The organism is Ventosimonas gracilis, assembly GCF_001580025.1.
Classification (GTDB): Bacteria; Pseudomonadota; Gammaproteobacteria; order Pseudomonadales; family Pseudomonadaceae; genus Ventosimonas; species Ventosimonas gracilis.
In genome coordinates this window covers 1-20237 of sequence record NZ_LSZO01000071.1, presented here as the reverse complement: position 1 = coordinate 20237, position 20237 = coordinate 1, and the positions used below count along the sequence as shown (strand labels likewise).

Sequence of the window (20237 nt, the reverse complement as noted above, 5' to 3'; positions counted from 1 at the left end):
CAATGGATTTAAATGACCACCAGTAACCCGTTGATTTTTATGTTTATTGATATTTTATAATCAACGGATTTCAATATGATGGTGCCCAGGAGAAGACTCGAACTTCCACGGTGTTGCCACCACTGATACCTGAAACCAGCGCGTCTACCAATTCCGCCACCTGGGCACATAAAGCCATGTTTTAGCATGGGGTTTGTGTTACAACGTCACCTCTGACGCTGTGGGCGCGAACTATACGTAGCTCGCCGACGCTTGTAAATACCCGACGCGTTTCTTTAGAACACTTTTAAGGTACTTGATTGTTTATGGCCGATTGGCAATCCCTCGACCCAGAGGCCGCGCGTGAGGCGCAAAATTATGCAAACCCCATCCCGAGCCGCGAGCTGATTTTAAAGCAGCTTGAAGAGCGTGGAGCACCCGCCTCGCGCGAGCAGTTGCAGGCGGAATTTGGTTTAAGCGATGACGAGCAAATCGAAGCGCTGCGCCGCCGATTGCGCGCGATGGAGCGTGACGGGCAGTTGGTTTACACACGCCGCGGCACTTATGCGCCGGTGGATAAGCTCGATTTAGTGCGTGGGCGGGTGAGCGGCCATCGTGACGGCTTTGGCTTTTTGCTGACGGAAGACGGCTCGGACGATTTATTTTTAAGCCCGACGCAGATGCGCTTGGTCTTTGATGGCGACCGCGTGCTGGCGCGGGTGGCCGGTTTTGACCGGCGCGGGCGACGCGAAGGGGCGATTGCCGAGATTATCGAACGCGCCCACCAAACGCTGATTGGCCGTTATTTTGAGGAAGGCGGCATTGGCTTTGTGTTGCCCGACCATCCCAAGGTGCAGCAGGAAGTGCTGGTTACGCCGGGTCGTAATGGCGGGGCGCAGATTGGCCAGTTTGTAGAGATTCGCATCACTCATTGGCCGACCGCGCGTTTTCAGGCTCAGGGCGATATTGTTGAGGTGATGGGGGATTACATGGCTCCCGGGATGGAAATCGACGTTGCCTTGCGCAGTCACGGCATTCCCCACGTTTGGCCGGATGAAGTCGAGCAAGAGGCTCGCAAGCTGAAGGCCGAAGTGCTCGAGAAGGACAAGCTCAAGCGTGTGGATTTACGTCATCTGCCCTTTGTCACTATCGACGGTGAAGATGCGCGTGACTTTGACGATGCGGTTTACTGCGAAAAACTGCCGCGCAGCTTAAAACGCCTGTCCGCGCGTTGGCGGCTGTATGTGGCGATTGCCGATGTTTCGCACTATGTGCCGCTAGGTTCTGCACTGGATGAAGAGGCCAAAGCACGCGGCAATTCAGTGTATTTCCCCGGCCAAGTGGTACCGATGCTGCCGGAGGCACTGTCCAACGGCTTATGCTCGCTGAATCCATTGGTTGACCGCTTGGCCTTGGTCTGCGAACTGCAAATTGACAGCAAAGGACAGATGCAAGATTACCGCTTCTGTGAAGCCGTCATCCATTCCAAGGCGAGGCTCACCTACGAGCAGGTCAGCGCCTTGTTGGAGCATCCGAAAAGCGCAGCCGCCGTACAACTGCGCAAAACACATGGCGAGTTAGTGCCGCACATCAAGCAGCTTTACGCGCTTTATCAGGTATTGCACGAAGCGCGGGGCGAGCGCGGGGCGATTGATTTTGAAACGCAAGAAACGCGCATTTTGTTTGGCGAACAACGCAAAATCAGCGCGATTTTGCCGGTGCAGCGCAATCAAGCGCACCGCTTGATTGAAGAATGCATGCTCGCCGCCAACGTCGCCAGCGCCCGCTTTATGCAGGAACTTGCCATCCCTTCGCTGTACCGCGTGCACGATGTCCCGTCGTCCGAACGGCTGGAAAAACTGCGCAGCTTTTTGGGCGGATTGGGCTTATCCCTGCAAACCAGCAAAAAAACCGCGGAACCAACCCCAAAAGACTATCAAGCGCTATTGCAGCGCATCAGTGGTCGCGCGGACTTTCATCTGATCCAGACCATGCTGCTGCGCTCGCTCAGCCAAGCACACTACAGCGCGGACAATCACGGCCACTTTGGCTTGGGTTACGACGCTTATACGCATTTCACCTCGCCCATCCGCCGCTACCCTGATTTACTGGTGCACCGCGCCATTCGTTCAGTCATCCGCTCGCGCCGCGAGACTTCGCGTGTGCTGCGCGTAGGTGCCACCAGCATCACCAAAGCGCGTATCTACCCGTATGAACAAGAAGCGCTGGAAGTGCTCGGCAAGCAGTGTTCATTAACTGAACGCCGCGCCGATGAGGCGACTCGTGACGTGGTCAACTGGCTTAAATGCGAATTTATGCAGGACAGGATTGGCGAGACTTTTGACGGCGTGATTAGTTCCGTGACCGGTTTTGGCCTGTTTGTGGAGCTTTCTGGCATTTATGTGGAAGGTTTAATTCATGTCACCGCCTTGCCGGATGACTACTACCACTTTGAACCGGCGCACCAGAGCCTTTCTGGCGAGCGCAGCGGGCGCAGTTTCCGCTTGGGCGATAGCGTACAAATCCGCGTGATGCGCGTGGATCTGGACGAGCGCAAGATGGATTTTGAGCTGATTGAAGGCAGTCGCAAAAGCCATTCAGCTAAAAAAAGCAGTCGCAAAAAAGAGCCGACTATTGAACCGGCAAAACCTGCAAAAACCGTTAAAAAGGCGAAGGCGGGCGGCACTCAAAAATCCAGCAGCAGGCGCAAAGCATGAGCCAGACCTTGGAAACCGTTTACGGCCTGCATGCCGTCAGTGCCTTATTGCAACGCCATCCCGAGCGCATCAAGCAAATCTGGCTACAAGACAATCGCGCCGATGCCCGCATGCAGCATCTGCTGGAACTCGCCGAAAGTGCAAAGATTCTTATCCTGTCCGCCACTCGCCAGCAACTGGATGAACGTACAGAAGGCGTACACCAAGGCGTGCTGGCCGAAGTCACGCCCAGCCAGCCTTACACCGAAAATATGCTGCAACTGCTGCTGGAGAGCCACTCAGCGCCGCCTTTTTTGCTGGTGCTCGACGGCGTAACCGACCCACATAACTTGGGCGCTTGCCTGCGCAGCGCCGATGCGGCGGGCGCGCAAGCGGTGATCGTGCCGAAAGACCGCGCCGCTACATTAAATGCGACGGTGCGCAAAGTCGCCTGCGGTGCGGCAGAGGTTGTGCCGCTGGTCGCTGTGAGCAATCTTGCACGTTGCCTCGATAAGCTCAAACAACGCGGCCTGTGGCTGGTCGGCGCGGACGGCGAAGCCGAGCGCGACCTCTGGCAACAAGACCTTCGCGGCCCACTGGCCTTGGTGATGGGCGCAGAAGGCAAAGGCTTGCGCCGACTGACTCGCGAACGCTGCGACTGGCTGGTACGCCTGCCGATGCAAGGCAGCGTCAGCAGCTTAAATGTTTCCGTCGCTACCGGCATTTGCCTGTTTGAAGCGCTAAGGCAGCGAACACTTAAGCCCACTTTGTAATCCAATTCCGCTAGAATATGCCCCCATTTTTTGGCGAGCCGAACGTATCCGGCTGCGCCGCAATTCCCCGAGACCCTCTGTGATAGAAAATCTGCGCAATATCGCCATCATCGCCCACGTTGACCACGGCAAAACCACACTGGTGGACAAGCTCCTTAAACTCTCCGGCACGCTCGATCGCAAAGAGGCAGAAAACGAGCGGGTGATGGACTCCAACGACCAGGAAAAAGAACGCGGTATTACCATTTTGGCGAAGAACACCGCCATCAACTGGCGCGGCTATCACATCAATATTGTTGACACGCCCGGCCACGCCGACTTTGGCGGCGAGGTGGAGCGGGTGATGAGCATGGTCGACTCGGTGCTGCTGGTAGTCGATGCGCAGGACGGCCCAATGCCGCAAACCCGCTTCGTCACGCAAAAAGCTTTTAAGGCCGGGCTGCGCCCGATTGTTGTGGTCAATAAAATCGACCGCCAAGGGGCGAGGCCGGATTGGGTGGTTGAGCAGATTTTTGACCTGTTCGACAACTTGGGCGCAACCGAACAGCAGCTGGATTTCCCGATTGTTTACGCCAGCGCCATCAACGGCATAGCCGGTTTTGACCATGAACAAATGGCAGGCAATATGGATGCGCTGTTTGAGGCGATTATTGAGCACGTGCCGCCGCCCAAGGTGGATAGGGACGGCGCGTTCCAGATGCAAATCTCGCAGCTCGACTACAGCAGCTACCTGGGCGTTATCGGCATTGGCCGTATTAGTCGCGGCAAAATCAATGCCAACACGCCAGTAGTTGCGATTGACGATGAAGGCAAAAGGCGCAGCGGACGTATCCTTAAAATCATGGGGCATCACGGTTTGCAGCGCATCGAGCAAGACAGCGCTGAAGCAGGCGATATTGTTTGCGTATCCGGCATGGACGCGCTGTTTATCTCCGATACCCTGTGCGATCCGGCGCAAGTCGAGGCGCTGCCCGCGCTGTCGGTTGACCAGCCGACGGTGAGCATGACTTTCCAAGTCAACGACTCGCCCTTTGCCGGACGCGAAGGCAAGTTCGTCACCAGCCGCAATATCAAAGAGCGGCTGGAAAAAGAACTGCTGCACAACGTGGCACTGCGTGTAGAAGACGGTGATTCGGCGGAAAAATTTAAAGTCTCCGGGCGCGGTGAATTGCACCTTTCCGTATTGATTGAAACCATGCGCCGCGAAGGCTTTGAACTCGCCGTGGGTCGTCCGGAAGTGGTGATTATTGAAAAAGACGGACAAAAACAAGAGCCGTTTGAAAACCTCTCCATCGATATTGAAGAGCAGCACCAAGGCCCGGTAATGGAACAAATGGGTCTGCGCAAAGGCGAACTGCTCAATATGATTCCCGATGGTAAAGGGCGTATCCGCTTGGAATATTTAATTCCCGCTCGCGGTTTAATTGGTTTTCGCGGCCAGTTTTTAACCCTGACTTCCGGCAGTGGTATCTTGGCTTCCACCTTTGACCATTACGGCGCGGTTAAAGCCGGCGAAGTGTCCCACCGGCAAAACGGCGTATTGGTTTCCATGGCCAGTGGCACGGCGCTGGCTTATTCATTGGAAACGCTGCAAGAACGCGGCAAACTCTTTTTAGCCCCGCAAGATGCGGTTTATGAAGGCCAATTGGTCGGTATTCACACGCGCGATAATGACTTGGTGGTTAATCCCACCAAAGCGAAAAAACTCGACAATATGCGTGCTTCCGGCAAGGACGAAAGCGTTCAATTAACCCCGGCGCTGCGCTTTACCCTGGAGCAAGCACTGGAATTTATTGACGACGATGAACTGGTCGAAGTTACCCCCAAATCCATCCGCCTGCGCAAAAAACGGCTGTCCGAAAACGACCGCAAGCGCGACGCCAGAAGCAAGGCTTAAGGCTCTTAACGCCCCTCTCCCACCCGCATCCTGGGGGTGGGAGAGAGCGCTTTTAACTACTCTGCTGGTCTTGATGCTGCATAAAGGCTTGGCGAAACTGCATAGGCTGTGAAATCCCGGGAATCGGCGCTTGCGGATTACCGGCACCGGAAATAATCAAAGTTCCGTAGTCAAAAATCCGTCCTAAGATACCTTGCTCAACCTGAATACTTTCAATCTTGCTAATTTGTAGTTCAATGGTTTGTCTTCTAATAAAACCAAACTTGGCAATCACCCGCTTATTGGTAAAAGCCAGCTCCGTCGAGATATAACGTAAATACACGCGAATTAAAAAATATAATCCGACAACGAGCGGCAAAAGTACAACACCCAACACAATTTCCAGCCACATTGACCAAAGGCTTAAACGCGCCTCGGCAATAATTTTTTCACCGCTTATCAGCGTGCTTTCGATATAGCTGGCCATCGTGGCTCCTTATAAGATAAGGAAAGAGGAAGGCTGCAATATAACAGAGCGCTTGGTCTTTGTTATGGGTAGAAACCCGCCGCTAAGGTTTTTTATGGCTACCGTCCAGTTTTTTACTGCTTCCCGCTCGCGGCAAGTTCGGCCATCATCCGCGCCACTCAAATAATTTTGCGTGTCGCCCACAGTGGGCACCTTGGAGGGCAACAGTGTACGAATACGGCGATTGGCAAACCCGTGCCGCCGCGCAGCGTTTTATCACAACGGCGCTAATCGATGCGAAAGCGCAGCCTGTACAAAATACTTTTGATTGCATCAATCCGGCCAGCGGAAAACTTTTGGCGCAAGTCGCAGCTTGCGGTGCAGCCGAGGTGGATTTGGCCGTGCAGGCCGCGCGGCGCAGCTTTAACCAAGGCCATTGGTCGCGCAGCCATCCGCGAGAGCGGCAAGCCAAGCTGCTGAAATTGGCCGAACTCATTTTGCAGCAGCGTGACGAACTTGCCCTGCTCGACAGCCTCAATATGGGCAAGCCGGTGATGGATGCGTGGAATTTTGACGTGCCGGGCGCATCTGGCGTGTTTCGCTGGTACGCCGAAAGCCTGGACAAGCTCTACGGCGAAGTTGCGCCGACCGCGCCGGATGCGCTGGCCACCATCACGCGCGAGCCGCTTGGCGTGGTTGCAGCCGTGGTGCCGTGGAACTTTCCGCTGGATATGGCCGCGTGGAAGCTCGCCCCGGCGCTGGCGGCGGGTAATTCGGTGGTACTTAAACCAGCGGAGCAATCGCCATTTTCTGCCTTGCGCTTGGGCGAATTGGCGCTGGAAGCCGGTATTCCCGAAGGCGTTTTAAATGTCGTGCCGGGCCTTGGTGAACAAGCCGGAAAAGCCTTGGGACTGCATGCCGATGTGGATGGACTGGCCTTTACCGGCTCCACGGAAGTGGGTAAATACTTTATGCAGTATTCCGGCCAATCCAATTTGAAACAGATTTGGCTGGAATGCGGCGGTAAAAGTGCCAATTTAATTTTTGCCGATGCCCAAGATTTGGATTTGGCGGCAGAAAAAGCCGCTTTTGGTATTTTCTTTAATCAGGGAGAAGTCTGTTCGGCCAATTCGCGTTTATTGGTCGAGCGTAAAATTTATGATGAATTTATTGAACGCTTAATGGAAAAAGCCAAACAATGGCAGCCGGGCGACCCGTTAAATCCACAAAGCGCCGCCGGTGCGATTGTCGATAATAAGCAAACGGAGCGCATTATGGCATTTATTGATCATGCACAAAAAGAAGGCGCACAATTAATTTGCGGCGGCAAGCAATTAACGATTAACGGTTCAAATAACTTTATTGAGCCGACTATTTTTAGCGGCGTATTGCCAAACCATAGGCTGTGCTGCGAAGAAGTCTTTGGTCCGGTACTTGCCGTTACGCCTTTTGATACGGAAGAACAGGCACTGCAACTCGCCAATAATAGTATTTATGGCTTGGCCGCTTCCTTATGGACCGATGATTTTAACCGCGCCCACCGCGTAGCACGGCAATTGCAGGCGGGTACGGTATCCGTCAATACCGTGGACGCGCTGGATACCGCCGTGCCTTTTGGCGGCTTTAAACAATCCGGCTTTGGCCGCGATTTGTCGCTGCATTCCTTTGCCAAATACACGCAATTAAAAACCACCTGGTTTCAATTGCGCTAAACAACATCAACAAGGAGACCTTGCCATGACTGCATCTGTTAATACTAAGGCCTATCAATCGCTCGATGCGGCGCATCATATCCATGCGTTTCTCGACCAAAAACAGCTTAATGCCGAAGGTCCGCGGGTCATTACCCGTGGTGAGGGTTTAAACCTTTGGGACAGCGACGGCAAACGTTATCTGGACGGTATGTCTGGCCTTTGGTGTACCTATTTGGGTTATGGCCGCAAAGATTTAAATCAGGCGGCCTTTAAACAAATGGAAGAACTGGTTTATTACAACCTGTTCTTTCATACCACGCACCCACGTGTGATTGAACTGTCTGAATTGCTCTTTGGTATTTTACCGTCCAAATACAGCCATGCGATTTATACCAATTCGGGTTCGGAATCCAATGAACTGCTCATCCGCACGGTGCGCCGTTATTGGCAAATTCAAGGCAAGCCGGAAAAGAAAATCTTGATTGGCCGCTGGAACGGTTATCACGGCTCAACCTTAGGCACGGCGGCGCTGGGCGGCATGGACTTTATGCAGGCAATGGGCGGCATGTTGCCGGACTTTGCCCATATCGGTGAGCCTTACTGGTTTGCCCAAGGCGCGGGATTGTCCGAGCAGGATTTTGGCTTAAAAGCCGCGCAGGAGTTGGAAATCAAAATCCTCGAACTGGGTGCCGATAAAGTCGCCGCTTTTGTCGCCGAACCTTTCCAGGGCGCGGGCGGCATGATTTTCCCACCGGCTAATTATTGGGCAGAGATTCAGCGCATTTGCCGTAAATACGATGTATTGCTCTGCGCTGATGAAGTGATTAGCGGTTTTGGCCGCACCGGCGAGTGGTTCGGTCATCAGCACTTTGGCTTTGAGCCGGATACCCTCTCCATCGCCAAGGGTTTAACCAGTGGTTATATCCCGATGGGTGGACTGATTTTAAGCCACAAAATGGGCGAAACCCTGGTCGAAAAAGGCGGCGTATTTGCCCACGGCTCGACCTATGGCGGGCATCCGGTCGCTGCCGCCGTGGCTATCGCCAATATCAAGGCGCTGCGTGACGAGGGCTGGGTGGATAGGGTGAAAAACGACACCGGCCCGTATTTGCAAAAACTGCTGCGCGAGACCTTCGACAACCATCCACTGATTGGGCAGGTGCAAGGGCATGGCTTGGTTGCCGCCATTCAATTTGCGCAAGATAAGGCCACGCAAAAACGTTTTGCCAACGAAAACGACATTGCTTGGCACTGCCGCAGCGTCGGCTTTGAGGAAGGCGTGATTATCCGATCGACCTTGGGACGCATGATTATGGCACCCGCCTTGGTCGCCACCCACAGCGAACTGGATGAACTGGTCGAAAAAACCAAACGCGCGGTAGACCGCACGGGACGCGAATTAAAACTGCTGTAAGTTCTCTCCCCTCTCTCGCATGCGCGAGAGAGGGCAGCCGTGCTACCAGCCAGCAAAATCCTTCAATAGTGACTCATCAACCCGTTTAGCACGGACATCGGCTAACGCCTGTTTAAGCAGGTTAATGCCTTGCGCCGCTTCACCTTCCGTTAAATTCAGTGGTGGGGTCAGTTCGAGGACGTTGGAATTTTCGCCCACGTAATAGAGCACCAGCCCTAATTCAAAGGCGTGGTAGACGGCAAGTGCGGCTTGTTTGCCGTCTTCGTCGTTAAGCTCAATGCCGATGGCAAGGCCGCGTCCGCGTACTTGTCCAATCAACGGCTCGGTTTTTGCCAGTTGATTTAACTGTTGTTGTAGAAAAGTACCGACTGTTCGGGCGTTTTCAATCAGTTGTTGCCCTTCAATGTACTGCAAAACGGCCAGCGCGGCAGCGGCGCAGACGGGGTTGCCGTGCAGGGTTTGCATGGCAAAGTGGCTGGCGTGGTTCATGATGTGCGCAGGGCCTACCACGGCAGAAATCGGCAGGCCGCCGCCCAAGCCTTTGCCGAATACGAGGATGTCCGGCTCAAGGTCAAAATGCTCAAAAGCGTGCCAAAGCCCGGTGCGACCAAGGCCGACTTTGACTTCATCGCAGACCAGCAAAATACCGTGCTGGCGGCAAATTGCTTGTAATTGGAGGAAAAAGCCCGCAGGCGGCAGGTGCATGCCGCCGTCGGACTGAATGGGTTCGATAAAGCAAGCGGCGACTTGCTTTGGCTTAATGCTGCGAAACAGTGTTTTGAGATGGTCAAGCGTATTGCTGCCGTCACCTGTCGGCCAAGGCATCAAGTGCAGATTATCGGCGCGGCTGCCGGACTGCGCCGGATGGCCGGAAATGCCCATCGAGCCTACCGTGCCGCCGTGGTACGCGCCCTCAAAGGCCAAAATATGCATCCTGCCCGTTGCGGCGACCACTACGCGGGCGACGGTTTCATTGGCATCGGAACCGGAATGGCCAAACCAAACGCGGCCACGTGCACGGGGCGGAACCAGTGCCAGTAGCTTTTCTGCGAGTAGCAGACAAGGCGCATTGGCTGATGATAAATAACTGGCTCCGGCTTGGTCGGTTAGCGCTTGATGGACGGCCTCTCTAATCGCTGGATGCGCGTAGCCCAAGCTCGCGGCACCCCAGGAGGCGGAAAAATCCAGTAATTGGCGGCCATCGTCTGCTGTCAAGCAAGCGCCTTTTCCACCTACAACGGCCTGCGGAAAAAAGCGAAGTTGTGCCAGTTTTGCGATACAACGGCTTTCGCGTTGGTACAGATCAGTCATCGGCGGCTCCTTTGCGCCATAAGCGCCGCAGCAGCGTGCCGATTTCGCGGTTGGCAAACAGTCCGCCGGGTCTTAGTGCCATCACCAAAATCATGGCGAGCGCGAGCGCTATTTCGGTCAAGCCCGCTACTTTTCCTGCGCCGAATACGGTGTTTAACGAGCCTTCCGCGCTGCGTAGCAGTTCATAGGCGAGGGTAATCAAGATGCTGCCAAATACGGCGCCGCTGACCGTGCCTGCACCGCCGATAACCAGCATGCTGATAATGAAAAAGGTTTCCTTCAGATAAAACGCCTTGGGCGCAAAGGAGGTGATGAAGTGTCCCCAAAGTGCGCCGCCGATACCGGCGATAAAAGCGGCCAATACAAAGGCTTGCCAGCGCAGCAGGGGGATGTTTGCGCCCATTGCGGCGGCTGCGGTTTCGTCCTCGCGCGAGGCACGCAGTAATTTGCCACTGCGCGATTCTTTAAAGGCCAGCGCCAGCAGCAGGGTCAATATGCAGATCACGGCAGCGGTGAATAAGTCCGTCGTTTTGGGCAAGCCAAACAGGGTGCGCGGGCCATTGGTCAAGGCGCTCCAGTTATTGAGTACCGTATGCAGCACCACCAGCAGGGCAAAAGAGGTAATCACCGCCGCCGCACCGGCCAGGCGCATCAGTGGCCAGGCAATCAGCGCGGCGACCAACGCGGCGAGCAGTCCAGCGGCGAGCATGGCAAGCAAGGGGTGCAGTTCGATGGTTTTTAAAAAGGGATAAAGTTCCGGCAGCGCCATGCCTTTAACTTGTAGCGGAAGAGTCAAAACGGCCGAACAATACGCGCCAATCCCCATAAAGCCGACATGGGCAAAGGAGAGTAGCCCCGAATTACCCATAAAACATTGCAGACCAATCACCAATACCATTGAAATAAACAGGTGCGTGGCAATCCGTTCATACAGGCGAACGCCTGATAATTCAGCAGCCAGTGTAATAGCGCCGATAAGCGCGATTAAAATAACGGCGCTGATCCAAGTATTTTTTATCATGTGCGTTCCCCGCTGGGTGCGCCTTTAATCAACCCTTCGGGTTTTATCAGCAAAATTAAAATAACCAGCGAAAAACTAAAGGCATCACGGAATTTGAGTAAATCGAAATGCAGTTCGTAATTGAGTACGGTATTGATAAAAGCGAGCAAAAAGCCGCCAATGACCGCGCCCAACAAACTGCGCATGCCACCGATAACGGTTGCGATAAAGGCGACCAGTAAAGGCTCAAGACCAATCCCCGGGGTGACTGTGCCGACACGGCCAATCCATAAAATGCCGACCACGCCCGCGAGCAGGCCGGATAGCGCAAAGGCGCTGGTAATCACTAAATTCGCCGGAACACCCAGCATCCGCGCCATATTAAAGTGAGTCGCCGCCGCACGCATGGCAAGCCCCAGGCTGGTTTTACGCATCAGCAAGGCAACCGCGCCAAGCAGCAAGGCGGCAGCGGCAATGGTGACAAGGTCACGCAAAGGCACCAGGGCACCGGCCAGCTCTACCGTGTTGGAAAACCAGTCCGGCAGCGGCACGGTGCGTGGGCGCGGCGAGATCAACAGCAGGCTTAAGTTTTGTAGCAGGTTGGAAAAGGCAAACGAGGTAATCAGCACGGCAGTCACCGACTTGGCGCGTAGCGGGCGAAAAGCGCCGTAGTCGGTCAGCACTGAAAACAATACGGCCATCAAAACGGCAAGTAGCGCCATCAGCAGCCAAGGTAGCGGCGACGGGGCGAGCAGAAACAGACTGTAACCGGCGACCATCACCAGATCGCCATAGGCAAAGTTCACCAGTCGCAAAATCCCGTAGATGATGACCAGCCCCAGCGCCATCAGCGCGTAAGCGCCGCCCAAGCTTAAGCAGTCAATCACAAATTGCATGGCTGTTCTCCCAAGTATTGGGCGCTTAGATTTTGCTGCGCAACTTCTGCCGCCGTGCCTTGCAGCACGATTTGCCCCAAACGCATGACCAAGGCGCGATCTGCAATCTGTAGCGCCTGCTGCACATTTTGTTCAATCAGCAAAATGCCAAGCCCTTGGCTTTTTAGTTGTGCAATCAGCGCAAAAATCTGCTGGCTAATGGCAGGAGCCAAGCCCAGCGAGGGTTCATCGAGCAGCAGCAGGCGCGGCCTGCTCATCAATGCGCGGGCAATGGACAGCATTTGCTGCTCGCCGCCGGATAGCGTGCCGGCCGCCTGATGACGCCGCTGCGCCAGGGGCGGAAAGCGCGCGTACAGTTCCTCCAGCCTCACTTTATTGCCCGCCGTATCACGGCGGTGCAGCCAAGCGCCTAGCTGTAAATTTTCCAGCACGCTCATATCAGGAAATACGTCGCGGGTTTCCGGCACTACGGCAATACCGGCACGGGCGATTTGTTCCGGGCGAGCGCCGCTTAAGTCTTGTCCATCCAGCCATAGCGAACCATTGCTGGCTTTTTGTACGCCAGCAATGGCTTTAAGGGTGGAGGATTTGCCCGCGCCGTTGGCACCGAGCAGACAGAGCAGCTCGCCTGCCTTGAGATGGAAATGGATGCCGCGTACGGCTTTGACCGCGCCGTAACTTACTTGTAATCCCTGCACTTCAAGCATGGTCTTGTCCCAAATAGGCTTCGATAACCGCCGGATGATGGCGTACCTGTTCGGCATTGCCTTCGGTCAAGGTACGGCCAAAAGCCAACACGTGCAGGCGTGGGCACAGGCGCATCATCAATCCCATATCGTGGTCGATAATCAAAAGCCCCAACTGATACTGTGCGGGCAATTCGGCGAGTAACTGGCGCAGTGTTTCGCTTTCGGCATCATTCATGCCGGCGGCGGGTTCATCGAGCAGCAAAAACTTGGGGCGAGCGGCCAGTGCGCGGGCGATTTCCACCCGCCGCTGGTCGCCGTAGTTAAGGGTATTGGCAAGTTCTTCTGCTTTATCCGCCAGCGCAAAATCGGCCAACAGGCTGTGCGCCAGGCTTCGCGCTTCGGCAAGCCCCGCGCCTTGAGCTAACGCGGCCGTTTCGATATTTTCCAGCACGGTCATTTGCGCAAACAGGCGCACCGTTTGAAAGGTGCGGCTAATACCGGCCAACGCGATTTGCCTGGGTGATAGCCCGGAAAGGTGCTTATCGCCTAAGCGGATATGCCCGCCCGCCAAACGCACCTGGCCGGTAATGGCATTAACCAGCGTACTTTTACCCGAACCGTTAGGGCCGATCAGCCCGACAATCTCGCCGCTGTGCAGGGCAAGCGAGACCGTATCGAGCGCTTTTAAGCCGGAAAACTCGACCGATACGGCTTCTACCAAAAGGGGCATTTTCTTGTGGCTCTCATTGAACGCCCTCTCCCTTCGCTCATTGATGGGAGAGGGAGCGTTTTTAAGGATTGGGCAAGGTCTGTGGTTTGCGCCAGCCGATAAATTTAAGTTTGCCGCCGTTAAATTCAATGATTGCGGCGGATTTATTCGGCACATGGCCTTCGGCTGCCGAAGTGTAATTTAATTCGCCAGAAAGCAAACTAAATTGCCCTTGTTCCAAGGCTCGTGCTAATGCATCGCCTTCGGTGGTGCCAGCGGCTTTAATGCCTTCAGCCAGCAACATCACCGTATCCCAACCGGTAGAAACATAGGAAGTATCCGGTGCTTCGCCAAACATTTGTTGGTACAGGCCAATAAACTTCATCATGTCGGGATGCGCTTCTGGCCCCATCCAGGTATGGGCAACAAAATAAATAGTATTGCCAAAGCGCTCGCCCAAGGCTTCATGAATGGCCGGGTCGTCAAATACATCACCGCCTAAAATCGGCATATCAAAACCGACTTCACGCAGGGCGCGGATAATCATGGCGTTATCCGTTCCGTAAGATGAAATAAAAATCACGTCCGGTTTTTCTTTTAGTGCGCGTAAACGCGCCAGTTGTGCAGAGAAATTATTATCGCCATTGGTATAAGTATCTTCAAGCAGGATTTTGCCGCCGTTGGTTTTAAACTGTTCAATAAAGTATTTGGACAGTGACTTGGTATAGGCAATAAATTGGTCGGTGACTACATAGGCGTTTTTCCAGCCTTTTTCTTTGGCGGCAAAATCGGCGGCTGCCGCACCAATGGTGGTATTCCACATCACTTGGGTAAACTGTTTATCGCCCAGTGTCCAAGAGGAATACAAAGGGTCAGAAGCGCAGGTGGAAATACCGACCAAACCCGCCGCCTGTGCTTCGCGACTGGCGGGTGAACCAAAGTCAAAATCGCAAGGCGCGATAATAATTTGCGCGCCCTTATCGATTAACTCGACCGCGACGTTGCCGACGGTAACGGCATCGGATTTTCCGTCGATATTGATAAATTCAACCGTTTTGCCCAATAGGCCGCCATTATCGTTTAGATATTTAACCGCAACCTGTGCACCTTTAAAGCCTGGAATATCAAAAGCCGCCTGCTCGCCGGTCATCGATAAGGCACCACCGATAATGATTTTATCGGCGGCAACGCCTGGCGAGGAAGTCAATAATAGACTGGCAATGATGCTTGCTTTTATCAATGGGTTGGTTATTGTCATTGTTGCTCTCCGGTTATTAAAGCAAAGGCGCCAAGCGCTTTGCCCAAGTTTTTATATCCTGCTCGCTGCGCAGTCCATCGTTGCGCAGTTCCAATAATACGGCGTCGATATGTTGTGCATCACCGTGAACCGGGATGGTCATATCGCCGTCATCGGTAATTTGATAGGGCTGGTTAATGCCGATATTAATCGGGTATTGACGCAGCCCGTTAATCAGTCGCTGCGCGTAAGTTTGCGCATGCCCAAAGAGTATGCCAATCGGCCAGGGTCGGGCATTGCCCCGGTAAACGGGGGTAAAGCTGTGTACCGCCACCAAACGCACTGGATGCCCGCTCGTAAGGCGTTGTTCGATCAGTCTGGCAAGTTGTTGCTGAAAGGGGCGATACAGGCAATCTTCGCGGTAGCGGCGGGTTTGTTCGGATAGTTTTTGATTGCCGGCAATTGAATAAATTTCGCTCTGTTCGGGGATGCTGTCGGGTGCGTTAAGTGGGCGGTTTAAATCAATCAAAAGGCGTGAATATTCGGCTGCAAGCAGCGGTGCATCCAATTGCTCAGAAAGCGCCAAGGCCAGTTTTAATGCGCCAATATCCCAGGCGATATGCTCTTTGGCCGCCGCTTCGCTAAGCCCCAAGCGGTTTAATTCGGGCGGGATAAAAGCGCTTGCATGTTCGCAGACCAAAACGACGGGCGAGCGGCCTTGTTCAAGGTGCAGGGTAAAAGGTGCCCTTGTGTACAGGCCGAGTTCTGTGTTTTCAGTAGAGCTTGGCATAGCGTTCGCACAGTTCGCGGTCGGATAAGCCTTGGGTTAGGCGCAGTTCTTCGCTGCGCAGCGCAAATAAGGTATCGAGCAGCGGGCGCGGCAGTTCGGTGCACAGTGCGCTGTCCATCTGCAAGTTGGCCAGCGCATCCGCCAAATCGCGCGGCAGGGCGCGGATACCCCGTTGCTTGCGCTCGGTGTCGCTCAAATTGGCCGGATCCTGGTCGGACAAGGCGCTTAGCGGCCGTTGTTCGGCAATGCCTGATCGTCCCGCCATGAGCACGGCGGCCATCGCCAGATGCGGGCAGGCGGTGGCATCCATCGGGCGGTATTCGAGATTAAATTGCGCCGCCGGATCTGCTTCGCCTAGCGTGGTGGTGGGGCAGATGCGTAACGCCGCCTCGCGGTTGCGATTGCCAAGGCAGCCGTAGGCGGTGCTCCAGCGGTGCGGTTTTAAGCGAAGCCAAGAAATCACCGAAGGCGCGGTCAAAGCGCAGAGTGCCGGCAGATGATGCAGTACGCCCGCCGCCCAATGCGCACCCAGCTTGGCCAGGTTGTTGTCTGCATCCGGCTGGTACAAAACGGACCTACCCTGTTCGTCATATAAGCTGATATGCAGGTGCACGCCGTTGCTGGTGCCGTCGGTTTTAAGCAGCGGGGAAAATGAGCTGCGTAATCCGCACTGACGCGCCATCTCGCGGGTGACTTCGCGCACGATAACGGCGCGGTCAGCCGCTTTTACGCCCGCGGTGGGACGGCAGGTGACTTCGTACTGGTGCTCGCCGTATTCGGGCAAAAACATTTCCGGTTCAGCCCCAGCCTCATCCAGTGCGGCCATCAGGTATCCAGCAAAAACCGCGGCTTGGCGCTGCGCCTCCAGGGAGAATGCCTGGGTTTCGCGGCTTAAGCCAAGCAGGGTAAATTCGTGTTCAAAAGCGGCGGTAACGCTAAGCCCCAGTTCGTCTTGATAGCGTTTAAGTTCGTTTTGCAGCAGGGTGCGCGGGCAGACCGGCCAAGGGTTGCCGTTGGTTTCAACCAGGTTGCCTTGAATAAAATCGAGCGGCGGGCTTATGCCATCGGCGCAAATTTCAACGCGGACGCGGCTTTGCAAATCCGGCAGCAGGCGCAAATCGCCGTGGCTGCCCCAAGGGTTATCCGCCGCAATGGCATTAAGTGGATGCAGTGCGCTGTTGGCTGGAACCCAGCCGCAGCCGCGTTTTGCGGCAATTTCGAGCGCCGCCTGTGGTATCGCGCGACCACGGGTGACGGCGACCAAATCGGTAGTGACCAGACTGATAAGCTCCAGTGGTTGTTTGGGATTCATGCCAGGCTCCCTTGTAGATGGTGCAGTCTCTCAATAACGGTTGGCGTATCGGTCATCCAGCAGTAGCCCCCAATGGCATTCAGGCAAGCTTGATGGCGCTCTGGCGTGATGGTGGCGCAAGCGTCTTCTACCAGTGTGACCAGATAGCCGCGGTCGGCGGCATCGCGTACTGCCATATCGACGCATTGGTCAGTCAGCACGCCACAGACAATCAAGTGACGGGTATTTAGGTTGCGCAAAACGTAGTCGATGGCGGTGGAGTTAAACACGCCGGATGAGGTCTTCGGCAGGACGATTTCATTTTCAAGCGGCGCAAGTTCGGCGATAACCTGAGCCTTTGGGCTGCCCTTGGGCAGGTGCATGTCGGACAGCTTATGGTCGAGCGAGCGGTCGCGCCCGTCAGCGGTCAGGCTCTCGATAATGGTATGCAGCACGTTTTCCCCCTGCGAGCGCACCGCAGCGAGCAGGCGTTGTTGGTTGGGGATAACCTGTTCGGCAAGACGCTGGTAGTAGTAGCGGCCGTCTTCTGCGGATAAATGGGCATCAAGCCCCGGCTCGCACCAGATGCGCTGCATATCGACAAATAAGATGGCCGTCTGCCCAAGACTAAAGGGCAAATCACGCGGGGATAAGTGCATCGGGATGCTCCTTTAAAAGCGGTTGGGTAAAGACGCTGCGCAACTGGTCAATGGCAGCAAGGCGCTGCTGCAGGTTTTTTTCCATGCGGCTGCTCAGTTGATAAATCAGCGCTTCAATCTGCGCCAGCGCCGGTACCAGACTGTCAAACGGGGATACCGATTCGACCGGCGCACTGATAATCAAGTCCGCCAAATCGCGCAGCGGCGAGCGGTAAATATCGGTCAACAGCACCAGCCGAGCGCCGCGTGCCTTGGCCTGTTCGGCTACCGATTGCGCCTCGCGCTGGTAGCGGCGATAGTCAAACAGCAGCAGTACATCCTTGGCGCTGATATCGACCATCTGTTCGGGCAGTTGCTGGCTATCGTCCAAAAGTTGGCAGTGCGCCCGTAAATGACACAGGTGCAGGCACAGGTAAGCCGCCAGAAAACGGCTAAAGCGTCCACCAAAGCAAAACAGGCGGACGCGTTCGTCGGCAAGCCAAGTGCAGAGTTTTTCGGTCGCGCCGCTTTGACTGAGCTCTTGGGTCTGCCGCAGATTTTGGATGCAGTTCTCAAGATAGCCCTGCCACAGGTTGCCTTGCTCAAATTGACTACGCCGCTGCACCAGCAAGGTGCTCGGCGAGCGCAGCCGCTCGTCAATATCGGCCAGCAAGGCCTGTTGAAACTCGCCGTAACCGGCAAACCCCAGCTTTTTTATCAACCGCAAAATAGTCGGGTCGCTGACCCCTGCGCGTTCGGCGAGCTTGGCCAAGGCACTTAAGCCTAGCAGCGGCCAGTCGTCCAACAGTGCACGCACGACTTTGTGCTCGGCTTTGGTCAGCACAAGTTCAGGCAGGGTCAGGCGTTGTTTGAGTTGTGGCATGCGGCCTCCTGCCGCACTGTATAGTAAAACTTTCAGAAAAAAGCAATAGGTGAGTTTATGTTTGCTTTACCACATAAGCGCAAGTCCCTTAAGAGCGCAGTAGCCGTCTGGATTTTTCGCCAGATATTGCTGGTGCTTAGCTTCGGCATAGTAAAAGGCCGCTAACGGGAGGATTTCAGTGGTGATGGCTGCGTTGTATCCACGGTCTTGCAAGCGCTCTGCAAAATCGGCTCGACTGGCGCGAGCGGCCATGAGTTGTTCATCATCAAAGCAGTAGATAACGGAGCGGTACTGGCTGCCGATATCGCCTCCTTGGCGCATCCTGCTTACTGTTCGTTTTCACTGCCTTGTCGGTAAGGCAAATTTCAATTACTGTGCAGGTATATTCAACAAAGGGGTTTCCCATGACTTCACTAGCAGTGACGACGAAAGGGCAAGTCACGCTAAAGCGGGACTTGCTGCATCACCTCGGTATCAAGCCCGGCGAACGCGTCGAGTTTGAAAAGCTGCCAGACGGTGAAATTCGGGTGCGGGCGGCACGTCCTGCCGGAACCATTGAAAATTTCTTCCATGCGCTTGATGGCAAGGTGAAGCTGAAAAAGCCCCTGTCCATCGAAGAAATGAACGACATAGCAGCCGCAGGATGGGCCGGGGAATTGGGCAAAGAATGAAGATCACTGCCGATACAAACGTGCTGGCTCGCGCCATTTTGCAAGACGATGCAGGGCAATGCCGAACGGCTCGCAAGCTGCTTGCGGATGCAACCCTGATCGCCGTTTCCTTGCCTTCGCTCTGTGAGCTGGTGTGGATTCTTAGGCAGGGTGCCAAACTGCCGAAAGAGGATGTTTCCGGTGCAATCAGGGCGCTTCTGGACACTAAAAATGTCGTCATGAACCGCCTTGCTGTGGAAGCTGGATTGGCCGTGCTCGATGCGGGCGGGGATTTTGCCGATGGCATCATGGCCCATGAAGGCAAATGGCTTGGCGGGGAAACCTTCGTTTCGTTCGATAAAAAGGCCGTTTCGCTTCTCACGAAACAGGGGAATGCGGCGCGGCTTCTATCATGAGCCTCGACCACACCCTTGGGTCGGGTCGTGTGACTGCCCACCGGCGTAACCGGCGGCGGTTATCCAAACACCGTTTTGCTGCCAAAACAATCGCTCAGCGCCCCAAAAACAGCCCATGCCAAACACCGCCTGTTGCAATTTAGCGGGAAAGGGTCCGGCGAGCGAGCGGCCATTGACGGCATGTTGCATTAAACACATAACGACTTAACCTCTGGAGTAATGAGTAAAATTGCGCCACTATTCACCACTGCTTCACCACTGTGCTTAAGGCTACTTAATAACCTGCTTTGGACGATAGGGGGAAATAACATGGCAAGGATTGGCAAGGCTGCTGTTTTAGTAGGGTTATCCGCAGGATTGCTGCTGGTTTTTAATCCAATAACCTTCGCGCAAGAGCAAGCAGCGCAAATCGAAGCGCCCGAGCGCGACAGTTATTTAAATGGGCTTAAGACTCGTCACCACACGCAAGATGAACGCGCGGCTTTGCTCGCTGAGAGCAATCAGTTGCTTAACGACAACGCCTTAACGGTGGGCTATCAAGTGGGGCAGGCGCAGAATAAGCGTGAGGACTTGAATTATCAGCTGAGCTTGGGGGGCGCGGGCGAACTGGTGGTACGCGAAGAGCGGCGCTCCGCCGATGGTGCGCTGGCGGTACGTCACCAGAGTGTGGAATTGTTCGGCATTGAGCCGTTTGTGCGTTATGAATGCCAAACCGGAGCCAGCCAAAGCTGTGTGCTGTTTAATCCCAAAGACGGCAGTCCCTGGCTCACCATTGTGCGCAATCAGCAAGGCGCGCAGCAGCTTAGTAAGGCGCTGGGTTTTTTAATCC

The 20237-nt window shown here is 54.8% G+C and carries 19 protein-coding genes, 1 tRNA gene and 2 pseudogenes; 8 read left to right on the top strand and 14 right to left on the bottom strand.

From position 1 onward, the window contains the following. Positions 1-79: 79 nt before the first annotated feature. Positions 80-166 (bottom strand) — tRNA-Leu (locus tag AXE65_RS04105). Between the two features lie 139 nt (positions 167-305). Here AXE65_RS04105 and rnr point away from each other — a divergent pair. From rnr to typA, 3 genes are all read left to right on the top strand, one after another. After that, entirely contained in the window at positions 306-2696 is a 2391-nt protein-coding gene (gene rnr / locus AXE65_RS04100; protein ID WP_079214033.1) for a ribonuclease R, read from the top strand. Then, the gene (gene rlmB / locus AXE65_RS04095) at positions 2693-3448 is read left to right on the top strand and encodes a 23S rRNA (guanosine(2251)-2'-O)-methyltransferase RlmB (protein WP_068388508.1); all 756 of its coding nucleotides are present in this window, start codon (positions 2693-2695) and stop codon (positions 3446-3448) included. Before rnr ends, rlmB begins: the two co-directional genes overlap by 4 nt. Before the next feature lie 79 nt (positions 3449-3527). Further along, positions 3528-5345: a translational GTPase TypA gene (typA, locus tag AXE65_RS04090; RefSeq protein ID WP_068388505.1), complete on the top strand. Its 1818-nt coding sequence runs from the start codon at positions 3528-3530 to the stop codon at positions 5343-5345. Between the two features lie 52 nt (positions 5346-5397). Here the strand turns inward: typA and AXE65_RS04085 are convergent, their stop codons facing one another. Next, on the bottom strand, positions 5398-5811 hold the full coding sequence (locus AXE65_RS04085; protein WP_068388502.1) for a PH domain-containing protein: 414 nt from the start codon (positions 5809-5811) through the stop codon (positions 5398-5400). 206 nt (positions 5812-6017) lie between these two features. On the opposite strand from AXE65_RS04085, the gene AXE65_RS04080 reads away from it, so the two are divergent. Together AXE65_RS04080 and AXE65_RS04075 are read left to right on the top strand one after the other, a co-directional pair. Next, positions 6018-7502, top strand: coding sequence for an aldehyde dehydrogenase (locus AXE65_RS04080; protein WP_068388500.1), 1485 nt, complete (start codon positions 6018-6020; stop codon positions 7500-7502). A gap of 25 nt (positions 7503-7527) precedes the next feature. After that, a complete protein-coding gene (locus tag AXE65_RS04075) occupies positions 7528-8898 on the top strand; it encodes an aspartate aminotransferase family protein (protein ID WP_068388497.1) in 1371 nt (456 codons plus the stop codon). Positions 8899-8940: 42 nt separating this feature from the next. Here AXE65_RS04075 and AXE65_RS04070 read toward each other — a convergent pair whose 3' ends face one another. The 11 genes and pseudogenes from AXE65_RS04070 to AXE65_RS04020 all read right to left on the bottom strand — a co-directional run. Beyond that, the gene (locus AXE65_RS04070) at positions 8941-10209 is read right to left on the bottom strand and encodes an aspartate aminotransferase family protein (protein ID WP_068388494.1); all 1269 of its coding nucleotides are present in this window, start codon (positions 10207-10209) and stop codon (positions 8941-8943) included. Continuing rightward, positions 10202-11230: a branched-chain amino acid ABC transporter permease gene (locus AXE65_RS04065; RefSeq protein WP_204376510.1), complete on the bottom strand. Its 1029-nt coding sequence runs from the start codon at positions 11228-11230 to the stop codon at positions 10202-10204. The genes AXE65_RS04070 and AXE65_RS04065 overlap by 8 nt, the downstream gene beginning before the upstream one ends. Then, on the bottom strand, positions 11227-12105 hold the full coding sequence (locus tag AXE65_RS04060; RefSeq protein ID WP_068388490.1) for a branched-chain amino acid ABC transporter permease: 879 nt from the start codon (positions 12103-12105) through the stop codon (positions 11227-11229). The genes AXE65_RS04065 and AXE65_RS04060 overlap by 4 nt, the downstream gene beginning before the upstream one ends. Then, positions 12093-12812: an ABC transporter ATP-binding protein gene (locus AXE65_RS04055; RefSeq protein ID WP_068388486.1), complete on the bottom strand. Its 720-nt coding sequence runs from the start codon at positions 12810-12812 to the stop codon at positions 12093-12095. The genes AXE65_RS04060 and AXE65_RS04055 overlap by 13 nt, the downstream gene beginning before the upstream one ends. Further along, positions 12805-13524 (bottom strand): ABC transporter ATP-binding protein, encoded by a 720-nt coding sequence (locus AXE65_RS04050; RefSeq protein ID WP_068388483.1) that lies wholly within the window; start codon positions 13522-13524, stop codon positions 12805-12807. Before AXE65_RS04050 ends, AXE65_RS04055 begins: the two co-directional genes overlap by 8 nt. Before the next feature lie 61 nt (positions 13525-13585). Then, the gene (locus AXE65_RS04045; RefSeq protein ID WP_068388480.1) at positions 13586-14761 is read right to left on the bottom strand and encodes an ABC transporter substrate-binding protein; all 1176 of its coding nucleotides are present in this window, start codon (positions 14759-14761) and stop codon (positions 13586-13588) included. Between the two features lie 16 nt (positions 14762-14777). Then, entirely contained in the window at positions 14778-15530 is a 753-nt protein-coding gene (locus AXE65_RS04040) for an N-formylglutamate amidohydrolase (RefSeq protein WP_068388476.1), read from the bottom strand. Further along, positions 15514-16842, bottom strand: coding sequence for a type I glutamate--ammonia ligase (locus AXE65_RS04035; RefSeq protein ID WP_068388473.1), 1329 nt, complete (start codon positions 16840-16842; stop codon positions 15514-15516). The genes AXE65_RS04040 and AXE65_RS04035 overlap by 17 nt, the downstream gene beginning before the upstream one ends. Beyond that, positions 16839-17480, bottom strand: a complete 642-nt coding sequence (locus AXE65_RS04030; RefSeq protein WP_068388470.1) for a cysteine hydrolase family protein — start codon at positions 17478-17480, stop codon at positions 16839-16841. The genes AXE65_RS04035 and AXE65_RS04030 overlap by 4 nt, the downstream gene beginning before the upstream one ends. After that, positions 17461-18342 (bottom strand): MurR/RpiR family transcriptional regulator, encoded by an 882-nt coding sequence (locus AXE65_RS04025; protein WP_068388467.1) that lies wholly within the window; start codon positions 18340-18342, stop codon positions 17461-17463. The genes AXE65_RS04030 and AXE65_RS04025 overlap by 20 nt, the downstream gene beginning before the upstream one ends. A 66-nt stretch (positions 18343-18408) precedes the next feature. Next, a pseudogene (locus AXE65_RS04020) lies at positions 18409-18663 on the bottom strand (peptide-methionine (S)-S-oxide reductase); the annotation flags it as partial. A gap of 83 nt (positions 18664-18746) precedes the next feature. Between AXE65_RS04020 and AXE65_RS04015 the strand changes: the two are divergent. After that, positions 18747-19013 (top strand): AbrB/MazE/SpoVT family DNA-binding domain-containing protein, encoded by a 267-nt coding sequence (locus AXE65_RS04015; RefSeq protein WP_068388459.1) that lies wholly within the window; start codon positions 18747-18749, stop codon positions 19011-19013. Then, a complete protein-coding gene (locus AXE65_RS04010; RefSeq protein ID WP_068388456.1) occupies positions 19010-19408 on the top strand; it encodes a type II toxin-antitoxin system VapC family toxin in 399 nt (132 codons plus the stop codon). Before AXE65_RS04015 ends, AXE65_RS04010 begins: the two co-directional genes overlap by 4 nt. 18 nt (positions 19409-19426) lie before the next feature. Here AXE65_RS04010 and AXE65_RS04005 read toward each other — a convergent pair. Next, positions 19427-19591: pseudogene (locus tag AXE65_RS04005) on the bottom strand (peptide-methionine (S)-S-oxide reductase); the annotation flags it as partial. Between the two features lie 126 nt (positions 19592-19717). On the opposite strand from AXE65_RS04005, the gene AXE65_RS04000 reads away from it, so the two are divergent. Beyond that, the coding region (locus AXE65_RS04000) for a hypothetical protein (RefSeq protein ID WP_068388453.1) at positions 19718-20237 on the top strand (520 nt) is incomplete at its 3' end.